The following is a 23331-nucleotide window of genomic DNA, read 5'->3' on the forward strand; positions in this document are numbered from 1 at the left end:
AACCTTTAGCCGCCATCGGCGAGGCGAGCTTTCGCTCGATGCGTTGCATGACGTCTCCAGACCGAGCGGGCGCAGAATCCGGTCGCAGTTATGGAGTGCTCGTGCCCAACGTGCTTGATTTGATGTGCTCCGGGTTGACCGGCCATGTGGTCCAATTTCATCATGCTGCTCACGCTCTATTGAGGAGTTTCCCCGACCACGCTCATGTTGCGGCGCATGTGATTTCTCCCTCGAAGCCTCGGATCAACATTGATTTCATTTGCCAAAGCTGATTCTTGATTTCGGTTGAATGTGGGACGTTCTTTGGGGCGCTCGCGTTGCATGTGAATGGAGAAAAGAACTGCTCCAGTGACAAAGCGCCGATTTGCCGAGCAACTGAGTGACAATAAAGATTGGCTCGATCCGTCATAGGACCGGGTGAAGATGAAACAGATCAACGAAATGAATGACTTACGTTGGAAATTTTCTTGCGCCCCGATGATGGATTGGACAGGGATTTCTCGAAAAGAAATGCAACATCAGCACTTAAGCGTGGTCGTCGAGAACCGTGCAGTACCAAATGCAGTACCGATCTAGTTTGAAGCGCGCGCAGACGATTGATGTCGTAGTTTGGCGTGCGTTGGATCGCTCGCGTCTGATGTTGCGGCATCGCTAGAGTGTCGCCCCGTTGTAACTGTGCAGGAGGATCATCTCGAGAATTGGACGTTTCTTCGATTGCCACAATCAGGAATCTTAACTTCCGATGGTTGATCGACGCCGCAAAGCGTCCGCCAAAACGGCGAAGGCAGGCGAGAGCTGCCTGCGGCTTGGATAATAGAGATGATAACCGGAAAACGACGGACACCAATCGGACAGGACGCGTATCAGGCGGCCGTCGGCAATATCCTCCCGGACATGGTCTTCAAAGAGGTAGGCCAGTCCTGCGCCGCTGCGCGCAGCGGCCAACGCCAATCGGGATCCGTTGAACGCAAGAGGTCCGTCCACTCGGACCCGCAGTTCGCGCCCGTCTTTCTCGAATTCCCAGGCATGAAAGCCGCCGAATGTTGGCAGGCGAATGTTAATGCAGCGGTGAGCGGTCAGATCCTGCGGGGTCAGCGGTTTTGGATGTCGGGCAAAATAGGATGGTGTGCCGATCACAGCCATCCGCATCTCGGGACCGATGGGCACCGCGATCATGTCCTTGTCGACCTCCTCGCCGAGCCTCACGCCGGCGTCGAAGCGTTCAGCAACGATGTCCGTGAAGCCGTGATCGATGATGATCTCCACCTTGATGTCGGGATAATCCGGCAGGAGCGTTTCGACGGTAGGCCAGATGACCGCGACGGCAGCGTGTTCACCAGCCGTGATGCGGACGCTGCCAGCAGGTTTATCCCTGAGTTCGGTCAACGCCGACAGCGCGGAATCGATTTCTTCGAAATGGGGGCCCACTGTCTGGAGCAGGCGCTCGCCGGCGTCTGTCAGTGAGACGCTCCTCGTCGTCCGCGTTAAAAGCCGAACACCGAGTCGTTCTTCCATGCCGCGGATCGTATGGCTAAGGGACGACGGCGACAGGCGGAGTTGGGCAGCCGCTTTCGTGAAACTGCGCTCCCGGGCGACAGCGAGAAATGTGGTCAAGTCGCTCATATTGTCTCGCGCCATTCTTGAATCCGTTTCAGTATTGCCCGCTAATTATGCAATCTAGTACGATCGATCCAATTGCACTAGATGGGCCACAAGTTACAGAACTGGCGTCATAAAGATCGAATCCCCCCGGGTTTGCAGCCGCCTTTGCGCAGTTGCGCGCCCGAGCGACCGCAAGAACTCCCATTATGTCGCAGCCGCCCCACACTCATGAATCTTATTCAAAACTGCATGCCAATCTTGCAGGCTAATCGCTGTGTCGAAGTGGCACTAGGCTTGGACTGAGACGTCGCTGGAGCGTGGCAAGCCCTTGAACATTCGCAGATGCAGGGAAGTGCATTTCGTGGACGCGTTGGGCTGGCGACTCGTCGCGGTTCGATCCTCTTCAAACCTTCAAACAAGGAAATATGTGATGGCTGATAGAATCTTTGATGCGAAGAGACGCCAGTTCCTCGGAACCTCTGCGTTTGCTCTGTCTGGTGCTGTCGTGGCCAGCTCGGCACTCGTTGGCGTCACTTCGGCATCTGCTCAATCCACCGCCATGAAGGAGCCGGCAGTGGTCAACTATCCCAATGAGAAAGGCGTGACGATTGAACGCGTCACTTACCCCCGCGAGGAACATTGGGATGAACATCGTCGCCAACCTGTTCAAACCTGCGAACTTCGACAGCAGCAGGAAGTATGCTGCGATCGTGGTGACCCATCCGTTCGGCGCCGTCAAAGAACAGTCCTCCGGCCTCTATGCCCAGCGTCTCGCCGAGGCGGGCTTTATTGGTCTGGCCTATGATGCGTCATACCAGGGTGAAAGCGGCGGCGAACCGCGCCTCATGGAAGTGCCAGGGCAACGCGTGGACGACATCAGTTGCGCCATCGATTTCCTCGTTCAGCACCCTCAGGTCGGCCCGGCCCGTATCGGCTCGCTGGGCATTTGCATCGGTGGCAGCTACGCGCTGAACCACGCCCAGCACGAACATCGTGTGAGGGCAGTTGCCGCCGTCAGCACGTTCGATATCGGAGAAGGCCGCCGGGAAGGTCTTTCGGGTTCGATATCTTATGGGGAGCGGATCAAACGGCTCAAGGACGCCGGCGAACAGCGCAGCCGGGAGGCACGCGGCGAGCCCGTACGCCTCGTGCCTGTCGTAGCCAATTCGCCGGCTGACTTCACGGCGGCGACTCCTGTCATGTACAGGGAAGGCTATGAGTATTACCGCACGGCACGAGGGCAGCATCCCAACTCGGTGAACCGCTATGTGTTCTCGAGTCTGCCCCAGCAGATGGCGTTCTACCCGTTTGAAATGATCGAGACGATTTCACCTCGGCCCTTGCTGGTTATCGCAGGTTCCAAGGCCGAGACGAAGTTCTGGAGCGATCGGGTCTACGAGAAGGCCAAGGAGCCGAAGCAACTGTTCGTGGTCGATGGTGCAACACATGTCGATCTCTACGACAAACCGCAGTTCGTTGGACCGGCCGTCTCGAAGCTGGCCGAGTTCTTTGGCCAGCATCTGGCCTTTGCCTGACAGGCGTCCTTCGTTGCGATATCGAGGCAGGGAAGGGGCGTTATAAAAACCCTTTCCCGCGTGGGGTGTCCTTTCAGCCGCGAGATTCCCTCCCACTTCTTTCACGCGCAGATAATGTCCTCGGCCGTCAGTTAGCTCGTTCCGACCGCAACTGCGAAAATCGAATCTACTTGTGAATATCATGCATCACGGCATGCAGAATTGAATGTCTAATCAAAGTGCGTTTGTCGATCCATATCTGAGGCATGAAATCAGCGAGCTAAGCGCCGTTCTGAAGCGATGAACGCGAAGGAGATTCTAATGAAGAAACGTCAACTGGGCAGCCTTGAGGTGTCAGCTCTCGGCTACGGCTGCATGGGGCTTGATTCGACCTATGGCAAACCGCTCGAGCGAGCCGAAGCGATCAAGATGATTCACGCGGCGGTTGACCACGGCGTCACCTTCTTCGACACGGCCGAGGTCTACGGGCCATTCACGAACGAAGAACTCGTGGGGGATGGCCTCGCCCCCCTTCCGCGACAAAGTAGTCATCGCAACCAAGTTCGGCTTCGGCATCAATCCTGACGGCTCCCGCTACGGCCTCACCAGCCGTCCTGAACACATCCTGGGTGCAGTCGAGCAGTCGCTCAAGCGGCTCAAGACGGATGTCATTGACCTGTACTATCAACACCGTGTCGACCCCGCAGTGCCGATCGAGGACGTGGCCGGGATTCTCGGTCAGCTTATCGAGCAAGGCAAGGTGAAGCACTATGGCCTTTCCGAAGCGAGCGCGGGAACCATTCGCCGCGCTCACGCTGTTCAGCCGATCACCGCCGTCCAGAGCGAATATTCGCTATGGACGAGAAATGTAGAACACAACCATGTTCTTGCGGCCTGCGAGGAGCTGGGAATCGGCTTCGTTCCCTGGAGCCCTCTGGGCGCGGGGTTTCTGGCGGGTGCAATTACTGCGGACACCAGGCTCGATCCTTCCGATTTCCGCAGCAACGTTCCACGCTTTGCGCCGGAAGCGCGCGCAGCGAACTTGGTCCTGGTCGGCGCCTTGAAACAGGTCGCGGAACAGAGGGGGATAACGCTGGCGCAAGTTGCGCTCGCCTGGCTGCTGGCGCGGAAGCCTTGGATCGTTCCGATTCCGGGCACCACGAAGTTGCACCGGCTCGAAGAGAACCTCGGCGCCGTCGATCTCCAATTGACCACGTCCGATTTCACGGCAATCGAGGGGACCGTTTCAAGCACTCCCATTCTGGGTGAGCGCCTCCATAAAGCGGCGTTGGAACTGGTCGATCACTGAGGACTTCGATCTTGATGACCGAAGCGCAGTCCTCGAGGGCATAAGCCGCCGTGTACAGTGCTTCGGCTTCGTACTCGAGGAGCGACTGACGCCAGCTCTGCTTGAGTCTGTCGCTATCGCAGCGCCAAACCAAAGCTCGGTCACTCCTTTGATGAATGGGGCATAACCCTTTGCGCAACGAAGCGACACGATTCATGCAGGAGAAAGCGACCATCGTCCCTTCCTGGAATGAGAATGCGCAAACGCTAACCTCGGATCGCCGCTCCGAGGTTCCTTGCCCTATCACCGCCAAAACTACGATGGCACTTGTTCTATGCTAGGCGTGGTCAGAGCGGCACGTTACTTTGTGCTCGAGGCAAGCGGGATTGGTAAAGAGGGTCGGAACTAGCGCGGTACTGCATGAGCTCATTCGGTACTGCAATGCTGTAGTGGAGGAGGCGCGGCGTCGTCGAGGGACAAACTGGCGATCGAGTAAGAGCTTGAAATGAAAGGAAAATGCCCCGATAGTCAGTTCTGAATTTCCGTCGGCCCCGAAATCAGCTGTTCCGGACAAGATGATAAGCGAAATAACATGTTAGCGCGTCGGTTTTCCGTCGCGCCCATGATGGATTGGACCGACCGGCATTGCAGGGTGTTCCACCGTCACCTGACGAGGCGGGCGCTGCTTTATACGGAGATGCTGACCACTGGCGCCATCATCCATGGTGACCGGGAGCGGCTGCTTGGGTTCGACAGGGTCGAGCACCCAGTGGCGCTTCAGCTCGGCGGGTCGGATCCGCGCGAGCTCGCGCTGGCGGCGCGGATCGGCGAGGAGTTCGGCTATGACGAGATCAACCTCAATGTCGGTTGCCCCTCCGATCGCGTGAAGGACGGCCGTTTCGGCGCTTGCCTCATGGCGGAGCCTGATCTCGTGGCGGGGGGCGTCGAGGCGATGAAGCGTGCGGTTGCCGTGCCGGTCACCGTGAAGTGCCGCATCGGCATCGACGACCAGGATCCGGAAATCGCGCTCGACAAGCTCGCGCGCGCGGTCGTCGCGTCCGGCTGCGATGCGCTGATCGTGCATGCCCGGAAAGCATGGCTCAACGGTTTGTCGCCGAAGGAGAATCGCGACATCCCGCCGCTCGACTATGATCGCGTCTATCGCCTCAAGCGCGCGATGCCTGACGTGCCCGTCATCATCAACGGCGGCATCCCCGGCATCGACGAGGCGAGAGCACATCTCGAACACGTCGACGGCGTGATGCTCGGCCGCGCCGCCTATCAGGAGCCATGGCGGCTGCTGTCGGTCGATCAAGACATTTTCGACGAGGCGGCGCCGCATGCCTCGATGCAGGATGCGATCGAGGCGATGATGCCCTACATCGAGCAGCAGCTCGCGCGCGGCACGCGGCTGCACGCCATCACGCGGCATTTCGTCGGCGCATTCCACGCCGTTCCCGGCGCGCGCGCCTTCCGCCGCCATCTTTCCGAGCAGGGGGTGAAGCCGGGCGCCGGCCTCGAGGTGCTGCGCGATGCGATCGCGCGTGTCGGTGCGCGCGCGCCGGCGGAGGCGGCAGCCTAGCCGTAGTCACGTGAAGAGCCGGATTGCAGTCCGCGGCGCGCCGCCTGATGTTGCGTCCGTGATCGATGGCGGCCCGCGTGATCGCGTCTGTCGGCAGTGGCGGCGCGGCTCTCGTGGGGAGTCTAGTCGACGGCCAGACGCGAGCGGCGGTGACCGGTCTGGAGCTCCGGATAGCCGGTGAGCATCAGCTTGTCGGCGCGCACGCCCCAGCTCTCCAGGCGGTCGAGGAAGCTCATGCCGAGCAGGTTCGTCTTCATCTGCCCGCGCTGAACGACGAGGGCCGGCACCGACTTCTCGACGAGGTGGCCGACGGAGAGGCGCTCAAGCGTGAGGCGGGCCGCCTTGGTGTGGCCGCCCGCGGTTTCGAGATCGACGTCGTACTCGAGCATCTCGAGCGGCAGCCCGATCGCTTTCGCGGTTTCCCAGGTCAGCACCACCGAGGTCGCGCCGGTGTCGATGACCATCGGTGCGGCGACGCCGTTGATCTTCGCGCGCAACGCGAATTCGCCGCCCTGGCCGCGCTGGATCTGCACGGCGGGGGCAGGCGATGCGGTCTGTGTGCGAAAGATGTGCGAGACCCTGCTGCTCGCGCGCGCGAGCTGGTCGGAATCGGCATAGGCAACGACGGCACCCGCCGTGCCGGCGAGCATGATGAGAACGAGCAGGAAGCGGATCATCGCGCACCTCCGGATGCGCGCCGGCCGGTCAAGTGCGTTTCGGCGATCCCGCCATGGGCGCAAGTCCAGCCTGATTCATGCGCACCGGCAACAGCGCCATGACCGCCAGCCGTTCCGCGCTTTCCATACCATGCCAGCGCGCGATCTCCGGCAAGGTGCGTCCGCAGCCGAAGCACAGTTTTGTCTTGGGATCGATCATGCAGACGGCGACGCACGGCGTTTCTTTGCTCATTCGGGCATAGTGAGGGATCGTCGGGCATGTCTGCAAGCATCTCGTTACGAGCCTGTACCTGCGCTCATGATCGGCTTGTTACGCGGCCTGCGCTTCTCGTCCGCCACCGCGGAACTGTCCGGCTGAAGCGGCGGAGAATCATCCGACATCGGCGCCAGCGCGCTCATCACGCGCTCGGGCGGGAAGGTAACGATCACCTCGGTGCCGATGCGCAGCTTCGATTTCAGCGTGAACGTACCGCCATGCAGGTCGATTAGATTTTTTGCGATCGGCAGGCCGAGACCCGCGCCCTGTTCGGCCGACTTGATCGAGTTGGAGCCTTGGCCGAACGAGGCGAGCACGACCGGGATCTCGTCCTCGGGGATTCCGGAGCCGGAATCCTTCACCGAGAGATATTGTCCGCCCGAGGCCGTCCAGCCCGCCTTGAGCCAGATCTCGCCGCCCTGCGGCGTGAACTTGATCGAGTTGGAGAGCAGGTTGAGCACGACCTGGCGGATCGCGCGCTCGTCGGCCCAGAGCCGCGGCATCGCCTGCTCGAACACCTCGTGGATGGTGATGCCGCGGCTCGAGGCGCGCAGCTTCATCAAATGATGGCAGTCGGCGACAATGCCGACCAGCGAGACTGCTTCCTCGTTGAGTTCGTAACGGCCGGCCTCGATCCGCGACAGGTCGAGGATCTCGTTGATGAGATTGAGCAGGTGGACGCCGGAATTATGGATGTCCCCGGAATACTCCTTGTAGACAGGCACGGCATGCGCGCCAAAAATCTCGCTCTTCATCACCTCGGAGAAGCCGAGGATCGCGTTCAGCGGCGTGCGCAGTTCGTGGCTCATCTGCGCGAGAAAGCGCGACTTGGCGACATTGGCGGATTCGGCGCGGTGACGGGCTTCATCCGAGATCGCCTTGGCCTGTTCGAGCTCGCCGATCAGCGCGTCCTTCTCGGCGCGCGCCTCGAGCGTGGCGAAAGTCGAGGAGTGCAGGCGGTGCGCCAGCAGCACGAAATAGCCTTCGGCGGCGAGCGCGAGCCCGGCCAGGATGTAATTGTCCAGCGAGCCGGTCATCACAAAACTCAGCGCCATCGCGACCGCGACCGGCGCCGTGGCGGCAAGGGCCGCGATCGGCAGATTGGCCGCCAGCATGCTCGATACTGCGATGACCAGCAGCATCAGGAACATCATCAGCGTTTCCGTGACCAGGTCGAGCACGGGATGGATCAGGATCGCCATCCAGCATAGGCCATAGAGCAGGTCGAGCACGACGAAGCGCGTCCGCCAGGCGCGCGTCGCGGTTGGCGAGGAGGGCGCGGCCAGGAAGCGGTGGCAACTGCGGATCATCGCTGCGTGGATGCAGAGCATGCCGGCGGTCCAGGCTGCGGCCGGAATCGGCTGCATCCACAGCCCGAACAGCACGCCGGTGGCAACGACCAGCAGCATCGCGACATAGGAGGCCGACAGCCGCGTCTGGGCATATTGGCGCAGCATCTCGGCGTCGAAAGCCGGCCGGGTTCCGCTGGTCGACGTTAACTTGTCGCGCGCCTCGCGCACCCGCTGCGCCGCAGCCCTTCGGCTGCTCGCCGACGGCGCGCTCACCGGCTCGGCCGGAAGCTGGACAACCTCGGGCTTTTCAGCGGGTTTACTCATCGCACAACAACAATTCCTGCCCGCGCGAGGCGGGCCTTCTGCATTGTCTATCTCTGGCAAGAAATCCTTAAGAGGTGACTTAAGGAGCTAAAGAATTACGTTAACCCGGCGTTAATTTTGGATCCGGCCTGAGTAGCTCATTGCAGCACCGCATGCTGCGCGATGTACACCACGGCTCCCGCCAGATAGCCGGCGAGCGCGGGGACGGCGATGCGGCGGGCATACCAGAGGAACTCGATGCGCTCGAGCCCCATGGCGGCGACGCCTGCGGCCGAGCCGATGATCAGGATCGAACCGCCGGTGCCGGCGCAATAGGCGATGAACTCCCAGAGGAAGCTGTCGGGCGGATAGTGGCCGAGGTCGTACATGCCCATGGTCGCGGCCACCAGCGGCACGTTGTCGATGACGGCGCTCAGAAGGCCGAGCACGATGACGATGAGATCCTGGCGACCGATCGCGGCGTCCAGCCATTTGGCCAGCATGGAGAGCAGGCCAGCATGTTCGAGGCTGGCGACCGCGAGCAAGATCCCGAGGAAAAACACGATCGAGCCCATGTCGATCCGCGTCAGCGCATGCGCAAGCGTGAGCGGGCCACGGACATGCTCATCCTTGTTGCGATGAAGGATCTCGCCGACCAACCACACGATGCCAAGCCCGAGCAGGACGCCCATGAAGGGCGGCAGGTGCGTGACCGTCTTGAAGACGGGCACCGCGATCAGTACGCCGAGTCCGAGATAGAACATCACGTTCCGCTCGAGCGGATCGACGCTCTGCAATCCGTCCTCTTTCGGCGGCGGCGCGATGGTCTTGCCCTTGAGTGAAAAGCTGATGAATGCGAGCGGCACCAGCAGGTTGAGCAGCGAGGGCAGGAACACCGCGCCCATGATTTTCAGGGGCGAGATCTGTCCGCCTATCCACAGCATGGTCGTGGTGACGTCGCCGATCACGGTCCATGCACCGCCGGCGTTTGCGGCGATGACGATGAGGGAGGCGAACAGCAGGCGGTCGTCGCGCTTGGCGATCAGCCGCTGGATCAGCGAGACCATGACGATGGTGGTGGTCAGATTGTCGAGGATCGCACTGAGGAAGAAGGTCACGAAGCCAATCAGCCATATCAGACGGATCTGGCTGGTCGTGCTGATGCGGGAGGTGATGACCTCGAAACCGTCATGGGCGTCGATGACCTCGACGATGGTCATCGCGCCAATCAGGAAGAACACGATCTGCGCGGTGGAGGCGACGGACTCATCAAGCTGACGGCTGACCAGCGTGTGGTCGCCCGTCGCGAGCGCGTAGATTGTCCAGAGCACGCCCGCGCCGAGCAGCGCAGACGCGCTCTTGTTCACCCCGATCGGATGCTCGAGCGCGATCGCCGCATAGGCGAGGACGAAGATTGCGGCGAGTGCGATCAGCAAGGCAGGATCACTTCATCAGGTGTCAGCGATTAAGGCGCGCGAGCAGGCTCGACGTGTCCCAGCGCTTGCCGCCCATCTTCTCGACTTCGGCGTAGAACTGGTCGACCAGCGCGGTGACCGGCAGATTGGCGCCGTTGCGGCGGGCTTCGGCCAGCGAGATCGAGAGGTCCTTGCGCATCCATTCGACCGCGAAGCCGAAATCGTACTTGTCGTCGTTCATGGTCTTGTAGCGGTTCTCCATCTGCCAGGACTGAGCCGCGCCTTTTGAGATGGTCTCGATCACGGCGGCGACGTCGAGGCCGCTCTTCTTGGCGAAGTGGATACCCTCGGAGAGTCCCTGAACCAGGCCTGCGATGCAAATCTGGTTGACCATTTTGGTCAGCTGGCCCGAGCCGGCCGGCCCGAGCAGTTTGCACATTCGCGCATAGGCGCCTGTGATGATTGGCTCGGCGCCGGAATAGGCATCCTGGGCGCCGCCGCACATCACGGTCAGCACGCCGTTCTCGGCGCCGGCCTGGCCGCCGGACACGGGTGCGTCGATGAACTTGAAGCCGGCCTTGGTCGCGGCAGCATCAAGCTCACGCGCGACCTCGGCGGAGGCGGTGGTGTGGTCGACGAAGGTCGCGCCCTTTTTCACGCCGGCGAACGCGCCGTCGGCGCCGATCGTGACCGCGCGCAGATCATTGTCGTTGCCAACGCAGCACATCACGAAATCCTGGCCCTCGGCTGCAGCCTTCGGCGTCGCCGCGGTCTTGCCGCCAAACTTGTCCGCCCATTCCTTCGCCTTGGCCGCGGTGCGGTTGTAGACGGTGACCTCATGGCCCCCTTTTTTCACGAGGTGTCCGGCCATGGGGAAGCCCATGACGCCGAGACCGAGGAAAGCGACTTTAGCCATGTGGGGTGCCTTGTCCGTAGTTCGGGTTTTACGGTTCTTGCCCGGCGAGGGGCGCCGGGTTCCGCCATTGCGGCAGATCGGGCGCACCATAAACCCTTGAGGCCGAAGGGCAACGGCTTCGTTTGGCCCCCGCCTGTGCTAGGATGGCGGACCCAAGGACTTCAAAAAAAGGGAGCGACGGCATGTGCGGCGTAAGCGTGGGCGTGCTCGATCATTTCAACATCCGGACCCGGAATCTGGCCGCGACAGTCCGCTTCTACGAGGACGTGCTGGGCCTGGAAAAAGGCGCCCGGCCGGATTTCGCCTTCCCCGGCGCCTGGATGTATAGCGAGGGGAAGCCGGTGGTGCATCTCGTCGATATTTCTCCGACTGCCGAGCCACAAAAGCCGGACTCCGGCGTTGTTCACCACGTCGCCTTCGCCAGCCGCGGATTTGACGGGATGAAGCAGCGGCTGGCCTCAAAGGGGATGAAGTTCGACTCCCGCCAAGTGCCCGGCGGCGAACTCTGGCAGATCTTCGTCCACGACCCCAACGGGGTCATGATCGAGCTCAACTACGAGGCGGCCCTGGAGCAGGGGGCGGCGCCCGCCGAGATGGCTGACGATATCGGCAGGCGGTAGCCTTTTGGGCGTTTCCGCTCTAATGGGGCATCTTGAATTCGAGGAGATGCGCTTTGACCGTGACGCAGCAACAGGTTCTCGACAGCCTCGCCAAGATCAAATCGCCCCGCGGGGTCGCGCTCGCCAATGCCAATGTGCTGAGCGCGATCAACGCCGCCGACGGCAAGGTGTTCTTCTCGATCAATGTCGATGCCGCCGAGGCGCGGGCCTGGGAATCCGTCCGGGCCGAAGCCGAGGCCGCGGTCCGCGCCATCCCCGGCGTCACCACCGTCATGGTGGCGCTGACCGCCGAGCGCAAGGCCGGCGCCGCGCCGCCGCCTCCGCCTCCGCCTCCGCCGCCAACGCCGAGCCGCGGCGCGCCAGGCGTGCAGCCGGTCCACGCCCACAAGCCGCCACAGGGCGGTCAATCGCCGATGGCACGGCAGTCCGAGATTCCGGGCGTCGCTGCCGTGATCGCGGTCGCCTCGGGCAAGGGCGGCGTCGGCAAGTCCACCACTGCGCTCAATCTGGCGCTGGGCCTGCGCGACCTCGGCCTCAAGGTCGGGCTGCTTGATGCCGACATCTACGGCCCCTCGGTGCCGCGGCTGACCGGCCTGCACGACAAGCCGGCGCTGAACGACGAGCGCAAGATGATTCCGCTCCGGCGTTTCGGCCTCGCCATCATGTCGATCGGCTTCCTGGTGGAGGAAGAGACCGCGATGATCTGGCGCGGGCCGATGGTGATGTCGGCGGTGACGCAGATGCTGCGCGACGTCGCATGGGGCACGCTCGACGTGCTCGTCGTCGACATGCCGCCGGGCACGGGCGATGCCCAGCTCACCTTGGCGCAGAACGTCCCCTTGAAGGGCGCCGTGATCGTCTCGACCCCGCAGGACCTGTCCCTGATCGACGCAAGGCGGGGACTTGCGATGTTCAAGAAGGTCAACGTGCCCGTGCTCGGCATCGTCGAGAACATGAGCTACTTCCAGTGCCCGCATTGCGGCACGAAATCCGATATTTTCGGCCATGGCGGCGCGCGCCACGAGGCCGAGAAGCTCGGGGTACCGTTCCTGGGCGAGATCCCCCTGCACATGGCGATTCGCGCCACCTCGGATGCCGGCACGCCCGTGGTCGACAGCGAGCCGGACGGTCCCCATGCGGCGATCTACCGCGCCGTTGCAGGACAGGTCCGTGACCAGCTCAAGGGCGTCATCGCCGCGGCCTGAGCGGATCCAAGCCAATCCCTTCAAACCAATACCCTGGGGACATGCGACTTTCGTAGATCCCTGTCATGCCAATGTCGCGTTTCGAAAGCGGGGCTTCCGTGTTAAAGGCCCACGGCAGTCAAGCCCCTTCGGTTCGACGCGGCCCAAAAACGCGTCGCCGGAATGAGCGGCAGCAAAGAGGAAGTTAGGGGAAACGCCCCAACAAGGAGAGACTGAAGATGAAGCGTCGTGACTTTCTGAAAGTGTCGGCAGCCGGCGCGGCGGCGACCGCCGCGGTGGCCTCGCCGGCGATCGCGCAGTCCTCGCCCGAGATCAAGTGGCGCCTGACGTCGAGTTTCCCGAAGTCGCTCGACACCATCTATGGCGGTGCCGAGCAGATGGCGAAGTACGTCGCCGAGATGACCGACAACAAGTTTCAGATCCAGGTCTTCCAGGCGGGTGAAATCGTTCCGGGCCTGCAGGCGCTGGATGCGACGCAGAAGGGCACAGTCGAGATGTGCCACACAGTGTCATATTATTACGTCGGCAAAGACCCGACCTTCGCGATCTTCGCGTCGGTGCCTTTCGGCCTCAACGCACGCCAGCAGAATTCCTGGTTGTACCAGGGCGGCGGCAACGAGCTCGCCAACGAGTTCTTCAAGAAGTCGAACGTGGTGGGCTTCCCCTGCGGCAACACCGGCACCCAGATGGGCGGCTGGTTCCGCAAGGAGATCAAGACCGTTGCCGACCTCTCGGGCCTCAAGATGCGCATCGGCGGCATTGCCGGCCAGGTGCTCCAAAAGGTCGGCGTGGTGCCGCAGCAGCTCGCCGGCGGCGACATCTATCCGTCGCTCGAGAAGGGCACCATCGACGCGGCCGAATGGGTCGGCCCCTACGATGACGAGAAGCTCGGCTTCGCCAAGGTCGCCAAGTACTACTACTACCCGGGTTTCTGGGAAGGTGGTCCGACTGTTCACGCCTTCGCCAACATCGACAAGTGGAACGAATTGCCGAAGAACTATCAGGCGATCCTCACCAACGCGACCGTCAACACCAACACCTGGATGGCCGCGCGCTACGACATGGTGAACCCCGGCGCCCTGAAGCGTCTGGTGGCCGGGGGAACGCAGCTTCGCCCGTTCACCAACGAGGTTCTGGAAGCCTGTCTCAAGGCGACCAACGAATTGTGGGGCGAGATCTCGGCCAAGAATCCCGACTTCAAGAAGTCGATCGACGCCATGCAGGCCTACCGCTCCGACGAATATCTGTGGTGGCAGGTCGCCGAATACACCTACGACAGCTTCATGATCCGCTCGCGCACCCGCGGCTGATCTTCGCAAGAAGTCGAAAGGCGATACGCCCGGTCTCGTTCGCGAGGCCGGGCTTTTTCTTTGGCGCGACGCGATCGGGATGGGCGCCGCGGAGGCCGCGGTACGAAGGGTGTCCAACAAAAAATCTGAAAAACAACCCCATGCACAGTAGACGAGGGGTGAGAGGACAAGGCGCTGTGAGCGCAGCCAACAGCTTGATGCGACGGAGCTAATTGGCAGGCAGGCCCGATCATCGTGCGGCCGAGGGCAAGTCCGCATTTTGTGAGCCAAGGCGGGGTGTGCCCAGGAGCACCAAGCGAGTGCTTCAGCGAGGCCGTTTGACTCGTCGGGCAAAACAGTGGCAGAAAGGCATAATCGAATAATCCGAAATTTTCGCCTCGGTGCCGATCCCTGGGGAGTGACGATGAGCTTCGATCCCGATGAGGTTCAAAGCGCGCTGCGCAAGGCCTGGTCGTTGGCAACCGCCAGCCAATGGACGGCGAACAATCCGGCGGCAGGGCAATGCAACGTCACCGCGCTGCTCCTTCACGAGCTCTTCGGCGGCGACTTGCTGAAGACGCCTCTGCCGGCCGGCGAACATTTTTACAATCGGATCAAAGGCCGGCGGTATGACTTCACGGCGAGCCAGTTCGATCAACCGATTGCATACAAGGATTTACCTGCAAGCCGTGCAGATGCGGAATTGGGCGCGACAAGCGATGAATTGGCTGAACTCAGAGCCGCTTTTCAGGAGCATCGTGCGAAGTAAAGCTTGGGGCCACCAGGGAAGCGATCAGAACTTACAAGCGCAATGGATTTGAAATCTACGGTCTCGATCCTCGCGTAATTCGCGTGGGAGGCGTTGCAATGACAAGTATCTCATGGTGAAGAAATCAGGTAATGGCATGGCCGTCGAAAATCTCGCGCCCGTCAGGCGCTGGAAGTCTCTTCGGGCTGTTGTACGCCCGGACCTTCCCTTCCATGGATCAACACCGCCTCTGCAGCGGCTTCGTCGATGGCCGCCATGACGTCAGCAGTTGCGGAATGATGAATCATGTGTCCCACTCCGTCGATCCGGCGCAATTTGCTTTGCTTGACCTCGCCATGCAGCCTGACCGACTGCTTGATATCGATCAAACGGTCGCGCTGGCCTGCGATAATGATCGTAGGCATCTTGAGTTCTCCATACGCCTTCGAACCCGAGAATGCGGCGGAGATCAACATCGTCGCTTGGGGGTGTTGGTTCCTTGATCAAAAGCAGACGAAAACTCGGCGCGAGGCCCCCGGCGAACGGCCTCGGACGGTGGTGCAAACTCGCGCGTGCAATAGGGGACACGAGTAGCCGATCAGGGTGCCCTCTCAGCTGTGTCGGCCTCTTTGCCGAAAACCACGGTTTGCGAACGCCGATCTATAGCTGTGGACCAGATAGTCTGACTTCTCGCTCAGCGCGCAGGACGTTTCCATACAGGCTGCTAATCCATTGCCTTCCGCTCGAGGTTACATTCAAACAGCGGATGGCGGCCTGGATTTGGGGAGCAACCTTGGTCCAGTAGAATTGAGGGTATTTGTAGACCACATCCGCGGGCGTGGCGTATCCGAGCGATTTGTTGAGCCCTATCTCCTCGAATTCATAGAAGAGCGCATTTGATTTCTTCATGTAGTTCGGATCGCCGAGCTGACCAATCAGATCAGCGGCGCGCAGCAACAAACCTTCCTCCTCGTCCAAGTCATCCTTGAGTTCGCTCGTAGGAGCGTCCGCATAGGGAAAACGCGTATATTCGATCGCCCGGGCAACGCGAGCGGCGTCGATCTGGTCGACTGCGTCGAGACGCTCCACGGCGAATAATTTTGAGCGGTCCACGTGATAGGGTGCAAGCGCTGCATCGGAAGAGCCAATCGGCAATTCGACTGTTCGGCCGCTACCATCAACGACATAGGCTCCCTCTTGGTCTCCATGAATTATTCCCCGAACGTAGCCGATGTCGTGAATCAGACACGCCAGGATGAAGTGAGCATAATCGCTGGCCGTCGTTGGCCTCAGGAGAGAGCGGCCGATCAGAATGTCGTGCCCGACCAGCGTGACCAACAAGGTGTGCTCGACGTTGTGGTATAATGCATCGCTGTTGCCGATACATTCCAGGGCCAGCTTTGCCGCGTAGGGGAGCAATTCCGGCAAGGTGGCATGCGACGAGCCGAAGCGGCCTCTTGTCTCCGAGATCAGGAACGCACCGAGCGCCTGGGACGTCAGTTCTGGAATCGTTATCACCGGCAAGCTCCTCACGTTCGTCAGGCATGAACAAATGCGATGCCAACCTGGAAGTTGCTAGCGCGCCGCGACCCGACGCAGAAATGTGCGTACGGGTGCGATTGCAGCAAGGGCTCGCAACTCACAAACCAGAACCGCTACCGTATGCCGACGCGATTGACCCCGCCATTTATGTTGCGTGGGCCAGCGGTGCCTGCCCGGACCGCCGCTCGCGCCACGGGGCGTGGCCTGAGCACGACGCCGGCCCTCGCAACGCAACTAGGCGGATAATCAACGTACTGGCAGTACACGACCGCCCCGGCTGGTGCGGAATTGAGAGTGAGACCCGCAATCCCCAACAGGGCGCTGGCAGCAATCCCTGCAATCGTTGCGGACTTGATCGAAAGACGCTTGTTCGGATGCATCGTGATCCTCCTCTTCCTGCTGCGAGCTGAAGGAGTACGGAGCTGCCTCAGGCTGAACATAACGTGAGGCTAAAGGATAGGTGATGCTTGACCTGGATCAAGGGTGTGGCCGCGATGCCAGGGGCACCTGTCCATTATCGCGCGGCGGCTTGCAGGACCCGGACAACGGCCGGATCGGTCAAGAACGCACTTCGAAGATCATGTTGAACGGCGTCTCGGTCGCGCGGCGGAAGTGCCTGAAGCCCGCTTCAGTCGCGACCTGACGCAATCTGCTTTCACCCGCCTGTGCGCCGAGCCCCAAGCCCACTTCCTGAGACAGTGATGCCGGCGTACAAATGAATGTCGAGGCGTGATAGTAGACGCATCCGACCGGGTTGAGATTGTCCTTGAGATTGTCATGAGCAAACGGCTCGACGATCATCCACGACCCATCCTTGGCCAGCATTTCCTTGACATGCTTGCCTGCACCCACGGGATCGCCCATGTCATGCAGGCAATCGAAGAACGCCACAAGATCATAGTCTTTGGCCGGAAAATCCTTGGCACTGGCCTGCGCGAACGTGATGCGGTCTCCAACTCCTGCTTCTTGCGCCAAGACCTTCGCGCGTTCAATCGAAGGCTTGTGGTAATCGAACCCGAAGAACTCCGAGTTGGGGTAGGCCTGCGCCATCACGATCGTAGAGGCGCCGTGGCCGCATCCGACGTCGGCGACCCTGGCGCCCGCTTTCAGTTTCGCTTCGACGCCTTCGAGCGTCGGAATCCAGTTCGAAACCAGATTGGCGTTGTAGCCCGGCCTGAAGAAGCGTTCGGTGCCGGAGAAGAGACACTTCGAATGCTCATGCCAACCAACGCCCCTCCCGGTTCGAAATGCTTCGGCGATTTTGGGTTCATCGAGGTAGGTGGACTGCACGACATCGAATGCGCCGGCAAAGAAAGCCGGCGACCCCTCTTCGGCGAATGCCATGGCTTGCTCTGCCGAGAGTGAGAACGCGTTTTTTTCGGGGTGGTAGTCGATGTATCCGGAGGCAGCCTGCCCGGAAAGCCATTCGCGCACATAACGCTCATGCAGACCGGTCTTCTTGGCAAGCTCGGACGGAGTGACCACCGCACCATCGGCCATCGCCTTGTAGAGCCCGAGGCGATCACCGAGCAGGATGCTTGCGCCGCCAAGCGAGATGCCGAGGTCGCCGACAAGCTTTCCTACGAGCGCGTTCAACTTTTCAAGGTTTGGTTCACGCATTGCAGCTTCTCCGCTTCGAGAACAGCCCCCTCGTCGGTTAAAGAGCCTAGGACGACCGGCGGATTGCAAGTGTGAACGCGTTCACGTTTCAGCGAATAGAGTCCGATGCCAGATTTGGGTCAGGAGCGCTAACGCTTGATCGGGCAGGGGATGTCTGCTCGCGCCCAACAACCGACACGGGCGCCGCAGGGGCGCGCGCCTGGTTGGCTGACGCGAAGCTGACAGAAGAGGTGACCGGTCTGTCGGGTGCTTTTTCGCTGGCCGAGGTGGCCGGAATGGTGGAAGAGAGCGAAGATGCGGCAAGGGCCGTGGGGTGACGTGGGTATCCGGCGGAAATGCGATGCGCCTTCTGATCGTCGAGGACAATGCCGAACTGTCGCGGCTGGTGGCCGGCGGGCTGTCGGCGGCCGGCTATGAGAGCGATATCGTCGGCAGCGCGGCCGAGGCGCGCGAGGCGGTGAGCAGCGTCAACTATGCCGCGATGATCCTCGACCTCGGTCTGCCCGACGGCGATGGCCTCTCGGTGCTGCGCGAGCTGCGCCGGCAGATGGAGCCACTGCCGGTGCTGGTGCTGACCGCGCGCGGCGGCTTGCAGGACCGCGTCAGCGGCCTGCGCAGCGGCGCCGACGACTATCTCGCAAAACCGTTCGCGATGGAGGAGCTGGTGGCGCGGCTGGAGGCGATCCTGCGCCGCCCGGGCCAGTTGCTCGGCCGCTCGCTGCGTCTCGCCAATCTCGTCTACGACACCGAAAGCCGCCAGATCTTCGTCGACGACCAGCCGCGGATCATCTCGTCGCGCGAGACCTCGGTGCTGGAGATCTTGCTGCGCCGGCAGGGGCGCGTGGTGCCGAAGAAGAACGTCGAGGACCACATCTTCGGGCTCGACGGCGAGGTCGCCTCCAATGCGGTCGAGGTCTACGTTTCGCGGCTGCGCAAGCAGCTGACCGAGCACGGCGCGAAGGTCGTGATCCACACCATCCGCGGCGTCGGCTATCTCATGGCCGAGGAGAAATAGCGTGGGGGTCGCCGGGATCTATGCGAGATCGCCGACGTTCAAATCGCTGATCTGGCGCATCGTGTTCATGCACATCGTGGCGGTCGCGGTGGTTGCCATCTTCCTGCCGCTGGTGATGTTCTGGCTGCTCAATTCCGAAGTCGACCAGTTGCACCGCGAAGCCATGCGGGCGCAGGCCGAAGTGCTGGGGGAACGGATCGTCGCGCAGCCGGACGGCTTGCTGACGTTCAATCTGCCGGACAGCCTGCGCGGTCTCTACTCCGAAGCCTATGGCCGGTATCTGTATGATATCCGCGACGCCGACGGCCGTTTGCTGTTTTCGTCCCGCCGCAAGACGGGCGCCGCGGCACAGGCGCCGCCGCTGTCCGAGACGATTTCCGGCGCCGGCGTCACGCGCATCATCGACGGCAAGATCGTGCGTATCCGCGTCGCCGAGGACCTTGCGCATCGCGACGTCATCATCGACGACATCATCTCGAACTTCTTCCGGCGGGTAGGGTGGATCACCATTCCGATCCTGCTGATCCTGCTCGCCGCCGACATCATCATCTTCCGCCGCGCCATCGCACCGCTGTGGAAGGCCTCGGAGGAGGCCAGCAATATCGGGCCGGCGCGCACCGACATCCGCCTGCCGACGGAGCAGATCCCGCGCGAGATCATCCCGCTCGTCACCGCCGTCAACCAGGCGCTCGATCGCCTCGAGGATGGCTTTCGCGTGCAGCGGCAGTTCACGGCCGATGCCGCGCATCAATTGCGCACGCCGCTCGCGATCCTGCGGACGCGCATCGAGACGCTTGGCGACGGCGCCGCACGGCAGGCGCTGCATGCCGACATCGAAGCCATGAGCCGCATCGTCGCCCAGCTGCTGGAGATCGCCGAGCTCGACACGCTGGTGCTCGATCCCGGCGAGTCCGCGGATTTGCGCGCCGTCTGCGCCGAGGTGGTCGGTGCGATCGCGCCGTTCGCGCTAGCCCAGCACAAGGACATCGCCCTCAAGGGCACCGAGGCGCCGGTGCTGGTCCATGGCAATTCCGAGATGCTCCAGCGCGCGATCTTCAATCTCGCCGAAAACGCCATCAAGTTCACGGCAAAAGACACGTCCGTCGACGTCGAGGTGAGCGAGGACGGTGCGGTGCGGGTGCGCGATTGCGGCCCGGGCATCGCGGACGCCGACCGCGAATTGATCTTCCAGCGCTTCTGGCGCGCCGACCGCCAGCGCAGCGACGGCGCCGGCCTCGGGCTCTCGATCGTGCGCGCCGTGGCCGACGATCACACGGCGACAGTCGCGGTGGAGAACCTTCCGGGCGGCGGCGCGGAGTTCACGCTGCGGTTCAGGCTGGCGGAGGGGATGCAGGCGGCCGGACCGGCGGCGGGCTGAACCTGCGCCGTCTCGATCGCGGCGTGTGGCCACCAGGCGCCCAACGGGTCTGCATCACTTCGTGCTCTGTCCTTCGATCTCCGGCTGATCGTCTAAGCCTAAAGTCGCAGGACCGGATGGCGTGGGAGCTGGGCATTTGTGTCCCTCGCCATCGTCGGGATGGAAATCGGATGAGACATGTTCCATGCTGGCCTCCAAGCCTCGGCAAGAAGGCCCATCATCACAATCCATCAGGGTAGGAAATCATGAAAAGAAGAGACTTCATCAAGGTAACCGGGCTTGGTGCGGCGGGTGCCGCGACGCTCGCCGCTCCAGCCATCGCGCAATCGATGCCCGAGATCAAATGGCGCATGCCGACGAGCTGGCCGAAATCACTCGATACGCTCTATGGCGGCGCCGAGATGATGGCCAAGATGGTCGCGGAAGCGACCGACAACAAATTCCAGATTCAGACATTTGCCGGCGGCGAGATCGTGCCAGGCCTTCAGGTGCTCGATGCCGTGCAGAACGGAACCTGCGAAATCGGCCACACCGCGTCCTATTATTATTTCGGCAAGGACCCGACCTTCACCTTCGGCTCGGCCGTGCCGTTCGGACCGAACATGCGCATCAACCAGGCCTGGTACATGCTGGGCGGCGGCCGGGACGTTCTGAACGAGTTCTACAAGAAGTACAACGTCGTTTCGCTGCTTGCCGGCAACACCGGCTGTCAGATGGGCGGCTGGTTCCGCAAGGAGGTCAAGACGCCTCAGGACTTCAGCGGGTTGAAATTCCGCATCGGCGGCTTCGCCGGAAAGGTGATGGCCAAACTCGGCGCGGTGCCGCAGCAGATCGCCGGAGGGGACATCTATCCGGCGCTGGAGAAGGGCACCATCGACGCCGCCGAATGGGTCGGACCGTATGACGACGAGAAGCTCGGCTTCGTCAAGGTCGCGCCGCATTATTACTTCCCGGGCTGGTGGGAAGGCGGGCCCATGCTTCTGGCCTTCGTCAACCAGGACAAGTGGAACGCGCTGCCGAAGCACTATCAGAGCATCCTCGAGCAAGCGGGGCACTACGCCAACAACTGGATGATGGCGAAGTATGACCAGGCCAATCCACAGGCGTTGCGGCGCCTGCTAGCGGCGGGCGCCAAGCTGCATCCGTTCTCGCCGGAGGTCATGCAAGCCTGCTTCAAGGCGGCAAAGGAGCTGCACACCGAAGTCTCGGCCAGCAACGCGGACTTCAAGAAGGTCTACGAATCGCTGACCGCGTTCTCGAACAACGGATATCAGTGGTTCCAGGTCGCCGAAGTCGGCTATGACAACTTCATGGCGCGCAACTCGCAGAGCTGATTTGCGAGCCGCGATCGGCCAAACGAAAAAACCCGGAGCGAAAGCTCCGGGTTCTTTTTTTTGCGGGCGGGCCGGGCGCTATTGCTTCGGTTGGCCGAAGTCGAGCGGCGGCAGATCGATCTGCGGAATTTCGATCTTGATGCTGTTGGGATCGACGGTGGACTGCACGCCCTTGTAGTGCATCACCATCGACGGGAACATGATCACCAGCAGCACCATGATGAGCTGGATGACGACGAACGGCACCGCGCCCCAATAGATCTGTCCCGTCGTGACCGGCTCCATGCGTTTGCCGGTGACGCGATCGGTATAACGTTCCTTTGGCGCGACCGAGCGCAAATAGAACAGCGCAAATCCGAACGGCGGGTGCATGAACGAAGTCTGCATGTTGACGCCGAGGATGACGCCAAACCAGATCAGGTCGATGCCGAGATGCTCCGCCGCGGGCCCGAGCAGCGGGATCACGATGAAGGCGAGTTCGAAGAAATCGAGGAAGAACGCCAGCACGAACACGAACGCGTTGACGAAGATCAGGAAGCCAACCTGGCCGCCGGGCAGGGAGGTCAGCAGGTGCTCGACCCAGACGTGGCCACTGACGCCGTAGAAGGTGAGCGAGAATACGCGTGCCCCGACCAGGATGAAGACGACGAAGGCGGAGAGCTTTGCCGTCGATTCGACCGCCTGACGAACGAGGTCCCAGGTCAGCCGACGTTTCATGGCACCGAGAATGAGGGCGCCGGCTGCGCCCATCGCACCGCCTTCGGTGGGCGTCGCGACACCGATGAAGATCGTGCCCAGCACCAGGAAGATCAGGAACAGCGGCGGCACCATGACGAAGGTGGTTTGTTGCGCCATCTTCGAGAGGAAACGGAAGCCCGTGAGCTTGTCGATGGCCCAGTTCGCGACGGCGACGGCGAACGCGAAGAGGATGCCGAAGAACATGCTGAGCACGACGAAGTCGGCGCCGTGGGTCTCCGAATTCCGCATCATGAACCAGCCGAACACGCAGCTCGCGAGGAACAGCACGCCAAGCGACTTCAGGCCGCGGTCGCCGCTTTCCTCGCGGAAGCCGATCGCCTCCTTGGGAAGGCCCGGCGCCGCTTTCGGAAAGATCAGGGTGACGAGAAAAGCGTACCCCGCGTAGAGGCCCGCGAGCACCAGGCCCGGAATGAACGCGCCCTCGTACATGTCGCCGACCGACTTGCCGAGCTGGTCCGCCATCACGATCAGGACGAGCGAGGGTGGAATGATCTGCGCCAGCGTGCCGGAGGCCGCAATGATGCCGGTCGCCACGCGGCGGTCATAGCCGTAGCGCAGCATGATTGGCAGTGAGATCAGGCCCATCGAGATCACCGAAGCCGCCACGACGCCGGTCGTCGCCGCAAGCAGGGCGCCGACGAACACCACCGCGTAGGCGAGGCCGCCCCGGATCGTGCCGAACAACTGGCCGATAGTGTCGAGCAGATCCTCGGCCATGCCGGAGCGCTCGAGCACCAGTCCCATGAAGGTGAAGAAGGGAATGGCGAGCAGCGTGTCGTTGTTCATCACGCCGTAGACGCGCTCGGGCAGCGCCTGCAGGAAATCCGGATGGAATTCGCCGAGCTGAATGCCGATCACGGCGAAGAAGAGGCCGACGGCGCCGAGCGAAAATGCCGCCGGGTAGCCGAGCAGCAGCACGATCACCAGCGTGGCGAACATGATTGGCGCCATATTGGCGATGAGAAACGCGGTCATT

The 23331-nt window shown here is 61.9% G+C and carries 20 protein-coding genes and 2 pseudogenes; 11 read left to right on the forward strand and 11 right to left on the reverse strand.

From position 1 onward, the window contains the following. Positions 1–423: 423 nt before the first annotated feature. Complete coding sequence (locus ACVWYI_RS16285; RefSeq protein WP_247448090.1) at positions 424–576, forward strand: hypothetical protein; 153 nt, start codon at positions 424–426, stop codon at positions 574–576. A 156-nt stretch (positions 577–732) separates the two neighbouring features. On the opposite strand, the gene ACVWYI_RS16290 is transcribed toward ACVWYI_RS16285, so the two are convergent. Then, the gene (locus ACVWYI_RS16290; protein ID WP_456662609.1) at positions 733–1638 is read right to left on the reverse strand and encodes a LysR family transcriptional regulator; all 906 of its coding nucleotides are present in this window, start codon (positions 1636–1638) and stop codon (positions 733–735) included. A 608-nt stretch (positions 1639–2246) separates the two neighbouring features. Between ACVWYI_RS16290 and ACVWYI_RS16295 the strand changes: the two genes are divergently transcribed. The 3 genes and pseudogenes from ACVWYI_RS16295 (at position 2247) to dusA (ending at position 5986) form a co-directional block, all read left to right on the forward strand. Next, a complete protein-coding gene (locus ACVWYI_RS16295; protein ID WP_456662610.1) occupies positions 2247–3137 on the forward strand; it encodes an alpha/beta fold hydrolase in 891 nt (296 codons plus the stop codon). Between the two features lie 300 nt (positions 3138–3437). Next, a pseudogene (locus tag ACVWYI_RS16300) lies at positions 3438–4425 on the forward strand (aldo/keto reductase). Between the two features lie 571 nt (positions 4426–4996). Continuing rightward, positions 4997–5986 carry a tRNA dihydrouridine(20/20a) synthase DusA gene (dusA, locus tag ACVWYI_RS16305; protein ID WP_456662611.1) on the forward strand — a complete coding sequence of 330 codons (990 nt, stop codon included), beginning with the start codon at positions 4997–4999 and terminating at the stop codon, positions 5984–5986. A gap of 122 nt (positions 5987–6108) precedes the next feature. On the opposite strand, the gene ACVWYI_RS16310 is transcribed toward dusA, so the two are convergent. The 5 genes from ACVWYI_RS16310 to ACVWYI_RS16330 all read right to left on the reverse strand — a co-directional run bounded on the left by ACVWYI_RS16310 (position 6109) and on the right by ACVWYI_RS16330 (position 10845). Beyond that, positions 6109–6663, reverse strand: coding sequence for a TIGR02281 family clan AA aspartic protease (locus ACVWYI_RS16310; RefSeq protein WP_456662612.1), 555 nt, complete (start codon positions 6661–6663; stop codon positions 6109–6111). Between the two features lie 28 nt (positions 6664–6691). Then, the gene (locus ACVWYI_RS16315; protein WP_354043848.1) at positions 6692–6895 is read right to left on the reverse strand and encodes a DUF1289 domain-containing protein; all 204 of its coding nucleotides are present in this window, start codon (positions 6893–6895) and stop codon (positions 6692–6694) included. 44 nt (positions 6896–6939) lie between these two features. Then, positions 6940–8535 carry a sensor histidine kinase gene (locus tag ACVWYI_RS16320; RefSeq protein ID WP_247340857.1) on the reverse strand — a complete coding sequence of 532 codons (1596 nt, stop codon included), beginning with the start codon at positions 8533–8535 and terminating at the stop codon, positions 6940–6942. A gap of 137 nt (positions 8536–8672) precedes the next feature. Continuing rightward, positions 8673–9950, reverse strand: a complete 1278-nt coding sequence (gene nhaD, locus ACVWYI_RS16325; RefSeq protein WP_456650480.1) for a sodium:proton antiporter NhaD — start codon at positions 9948–9950, stop codon at positions 8673–8675. Positions 9951–9972: 22 nt separating this feature from the next. Then, positions 9973–10845 (reverse strand): NAD(P)-dependent oxidoreductase, encoded by an 873-nt coding sequence (locus ACVWYI_RS16330; protein ID WP_354103835.1) that lies wholly within the window; start codon positions 10843–10845, stop codon positions 9973–9975. 182 nt (positions 10846–11027) lie between these two features. On the opposite strand from ACVWYI_RS16330, the gene ACVWYI_RS16335 reads away from it, so the two are divergent. From ACVWYI_RS16335 to ACVWYI_RS16350, 4 genes are all read left to right on the forward strand, one after another. Then, complete coding sequence (locus tag ACVWYI_RS16335; protein ID WP_456662613.1) at positions 11028–11465, forward strand: VOC family protein; 438 nt, start codon at positions 11028–11030, stop codon at positions 11463–11465. A gap of 53 nt (positions 11466–11518) precedes the next feature. Continuing rightward, positions 11519–12670 (forward strand): Mrp/NBP35 family ATP-binding protein, encoded by a 1152-nt coding sequence (locus ACVWYI_RS16340; RefSeq protein WP_456662614.1) that lies wholly within the window; start codon positions 11519–11521, stop codon positions 12668–12670. Positions 12671–12888: 218 nt separating this feature from the next. Next, entirely contained in the window at positions 12889–13980 is a 1092-nt protein-coding gene (locus tag ACVWYI_RS16345; protein ID WP_027517246.1) for a TRAP transporter substrate-binding protein, read from the forward strand. 403 nt (positions 13981–14383) lie between these two features. Beyond that, positions 14384–14728 (forward strand): YunG family protein, encoded by a 345-nt coding sequence (locus tag ACVWYI_RS16350; RefSeq protein ID WP_456662615.1) that lies wholly within the window; start codon positions 14384–14386, stop codon positions 14726–14728. A gap of 161 nt (positions 14729–14889) precedes the next feature. Here the strand turns inward: ACVWYI_RS16350 and ACVWYI_RS16355 are convergent. From ACVWYI_RS16355 to ACVWYI_RS16370, 4 genes and pseudogenes are all read right to left on the reverse strand, one after another. After that, positions 14890–15192: pseudogene (locus tag ACVWYI_RS16355) on the reverse strand (alpha/beta fold hydrolase); the annotation flags it as partial. A gap of 175 nt (positions 15193–15367) precedes the next feature. Further along, positions 15368–16225 carry a metal-dependent phosphohydrolase gene (locus ACVWYI_RS16360; RefSeq protein ID WP_354043823.1) on the reverse strand — a complete coding sequence of 286 codons (858 nt, stop codon included), beginning with the start codon at positions 16223–16225 and terminating at the stop codon, positions 15368–15370. Positions 16226–16362: 137 nt separating this feature from the next. Continuing rightward, entirely contained in the window at positions 16363–16629 is a 267-nt protein-coding gene (locus ACVWYI_RS16365; protein ID WP_247340845.1) for a hypothetical protein, read from the reverse strand. 178 nt (positions 16630–16807) lie between these two features. Then, positions 16808–17869 (reverse strand): class I SAM-dependent methyltransferase, encoded by a 1062-nt coding sequence (locus ACVWYI_RS16370; RefSeq protein ID WP_456662616.1) that lies wholly within the window; start codon positions 17867–17869, stop codon positions 16808–16810. Positions 17870–18209: 340 nt separating this feature from the next. On the opposite strand from ACVWYI_RS16370, the gene ACVWYI_RS16375 reads away from it, so the two are divergent. The 3 genes from ACVWYI_RS16375 (at position 18210) to ACVWYI_RS16385 (ending at position 21596) form a co-directional block, all read left to right on the forward strand. Next, positions 18210–18884 (forward strand): response regulator transcription factor, encoded by a 675-nt coding sequence (locus tag ACVWYI_RS16375; RefSeq protein WP_247446102.1) that lies wholly within the window; start codon positions 18210–18212, stop codon positions 18882–18884. Between the two features lie 67 nt (positions 18885–18951). Continuing rightward, positions 18952–20262: a sensor histidine kinase gene (locus tag ACVWYI_RS16380; protein WP_247340985.1), complete on the forward strand. Its 1311-nt coding sequence runs from the start codon at positions 18952–18954 to the stop codon at positions 20260–20262. A gap of 245 nt (positions 20263–20507) precedes the next feature. Next, on the forward strand, positions 20508–21596 hold the full coding sequence (locus tag ACVWYI_RS16385; RefSeq protein WP_247340842.1) for a TRAP transporter substrate-binding protein: 1089 nt from the start codon (positions 20508–20510) through the stop codon (positions 21594–21596). A 78-nt stretch (positions 21597–21674) separates the two neighbouring features. On the opposite strand, the gene ACVWYI_RS16390 is transcribed toward ACVWYI_RS16385, so the two are convergent. After that, on the reverse strand, positions 21675–23330 hold the full coding sequence (locus ACVWYI_RS16390) for a TRAP transporter large permease (RefSeq protein ID WP_247340841.1): 1656 nt from the start codon (positions 23328–23330) through the stop codon (positions 21675–21677). Position 23331: the final 1 nt, after the last annotated feature.

The sequence above is a fragment of the Bradyrhizobium sp. LB13.1 genome, assembly GCF_054056815.1.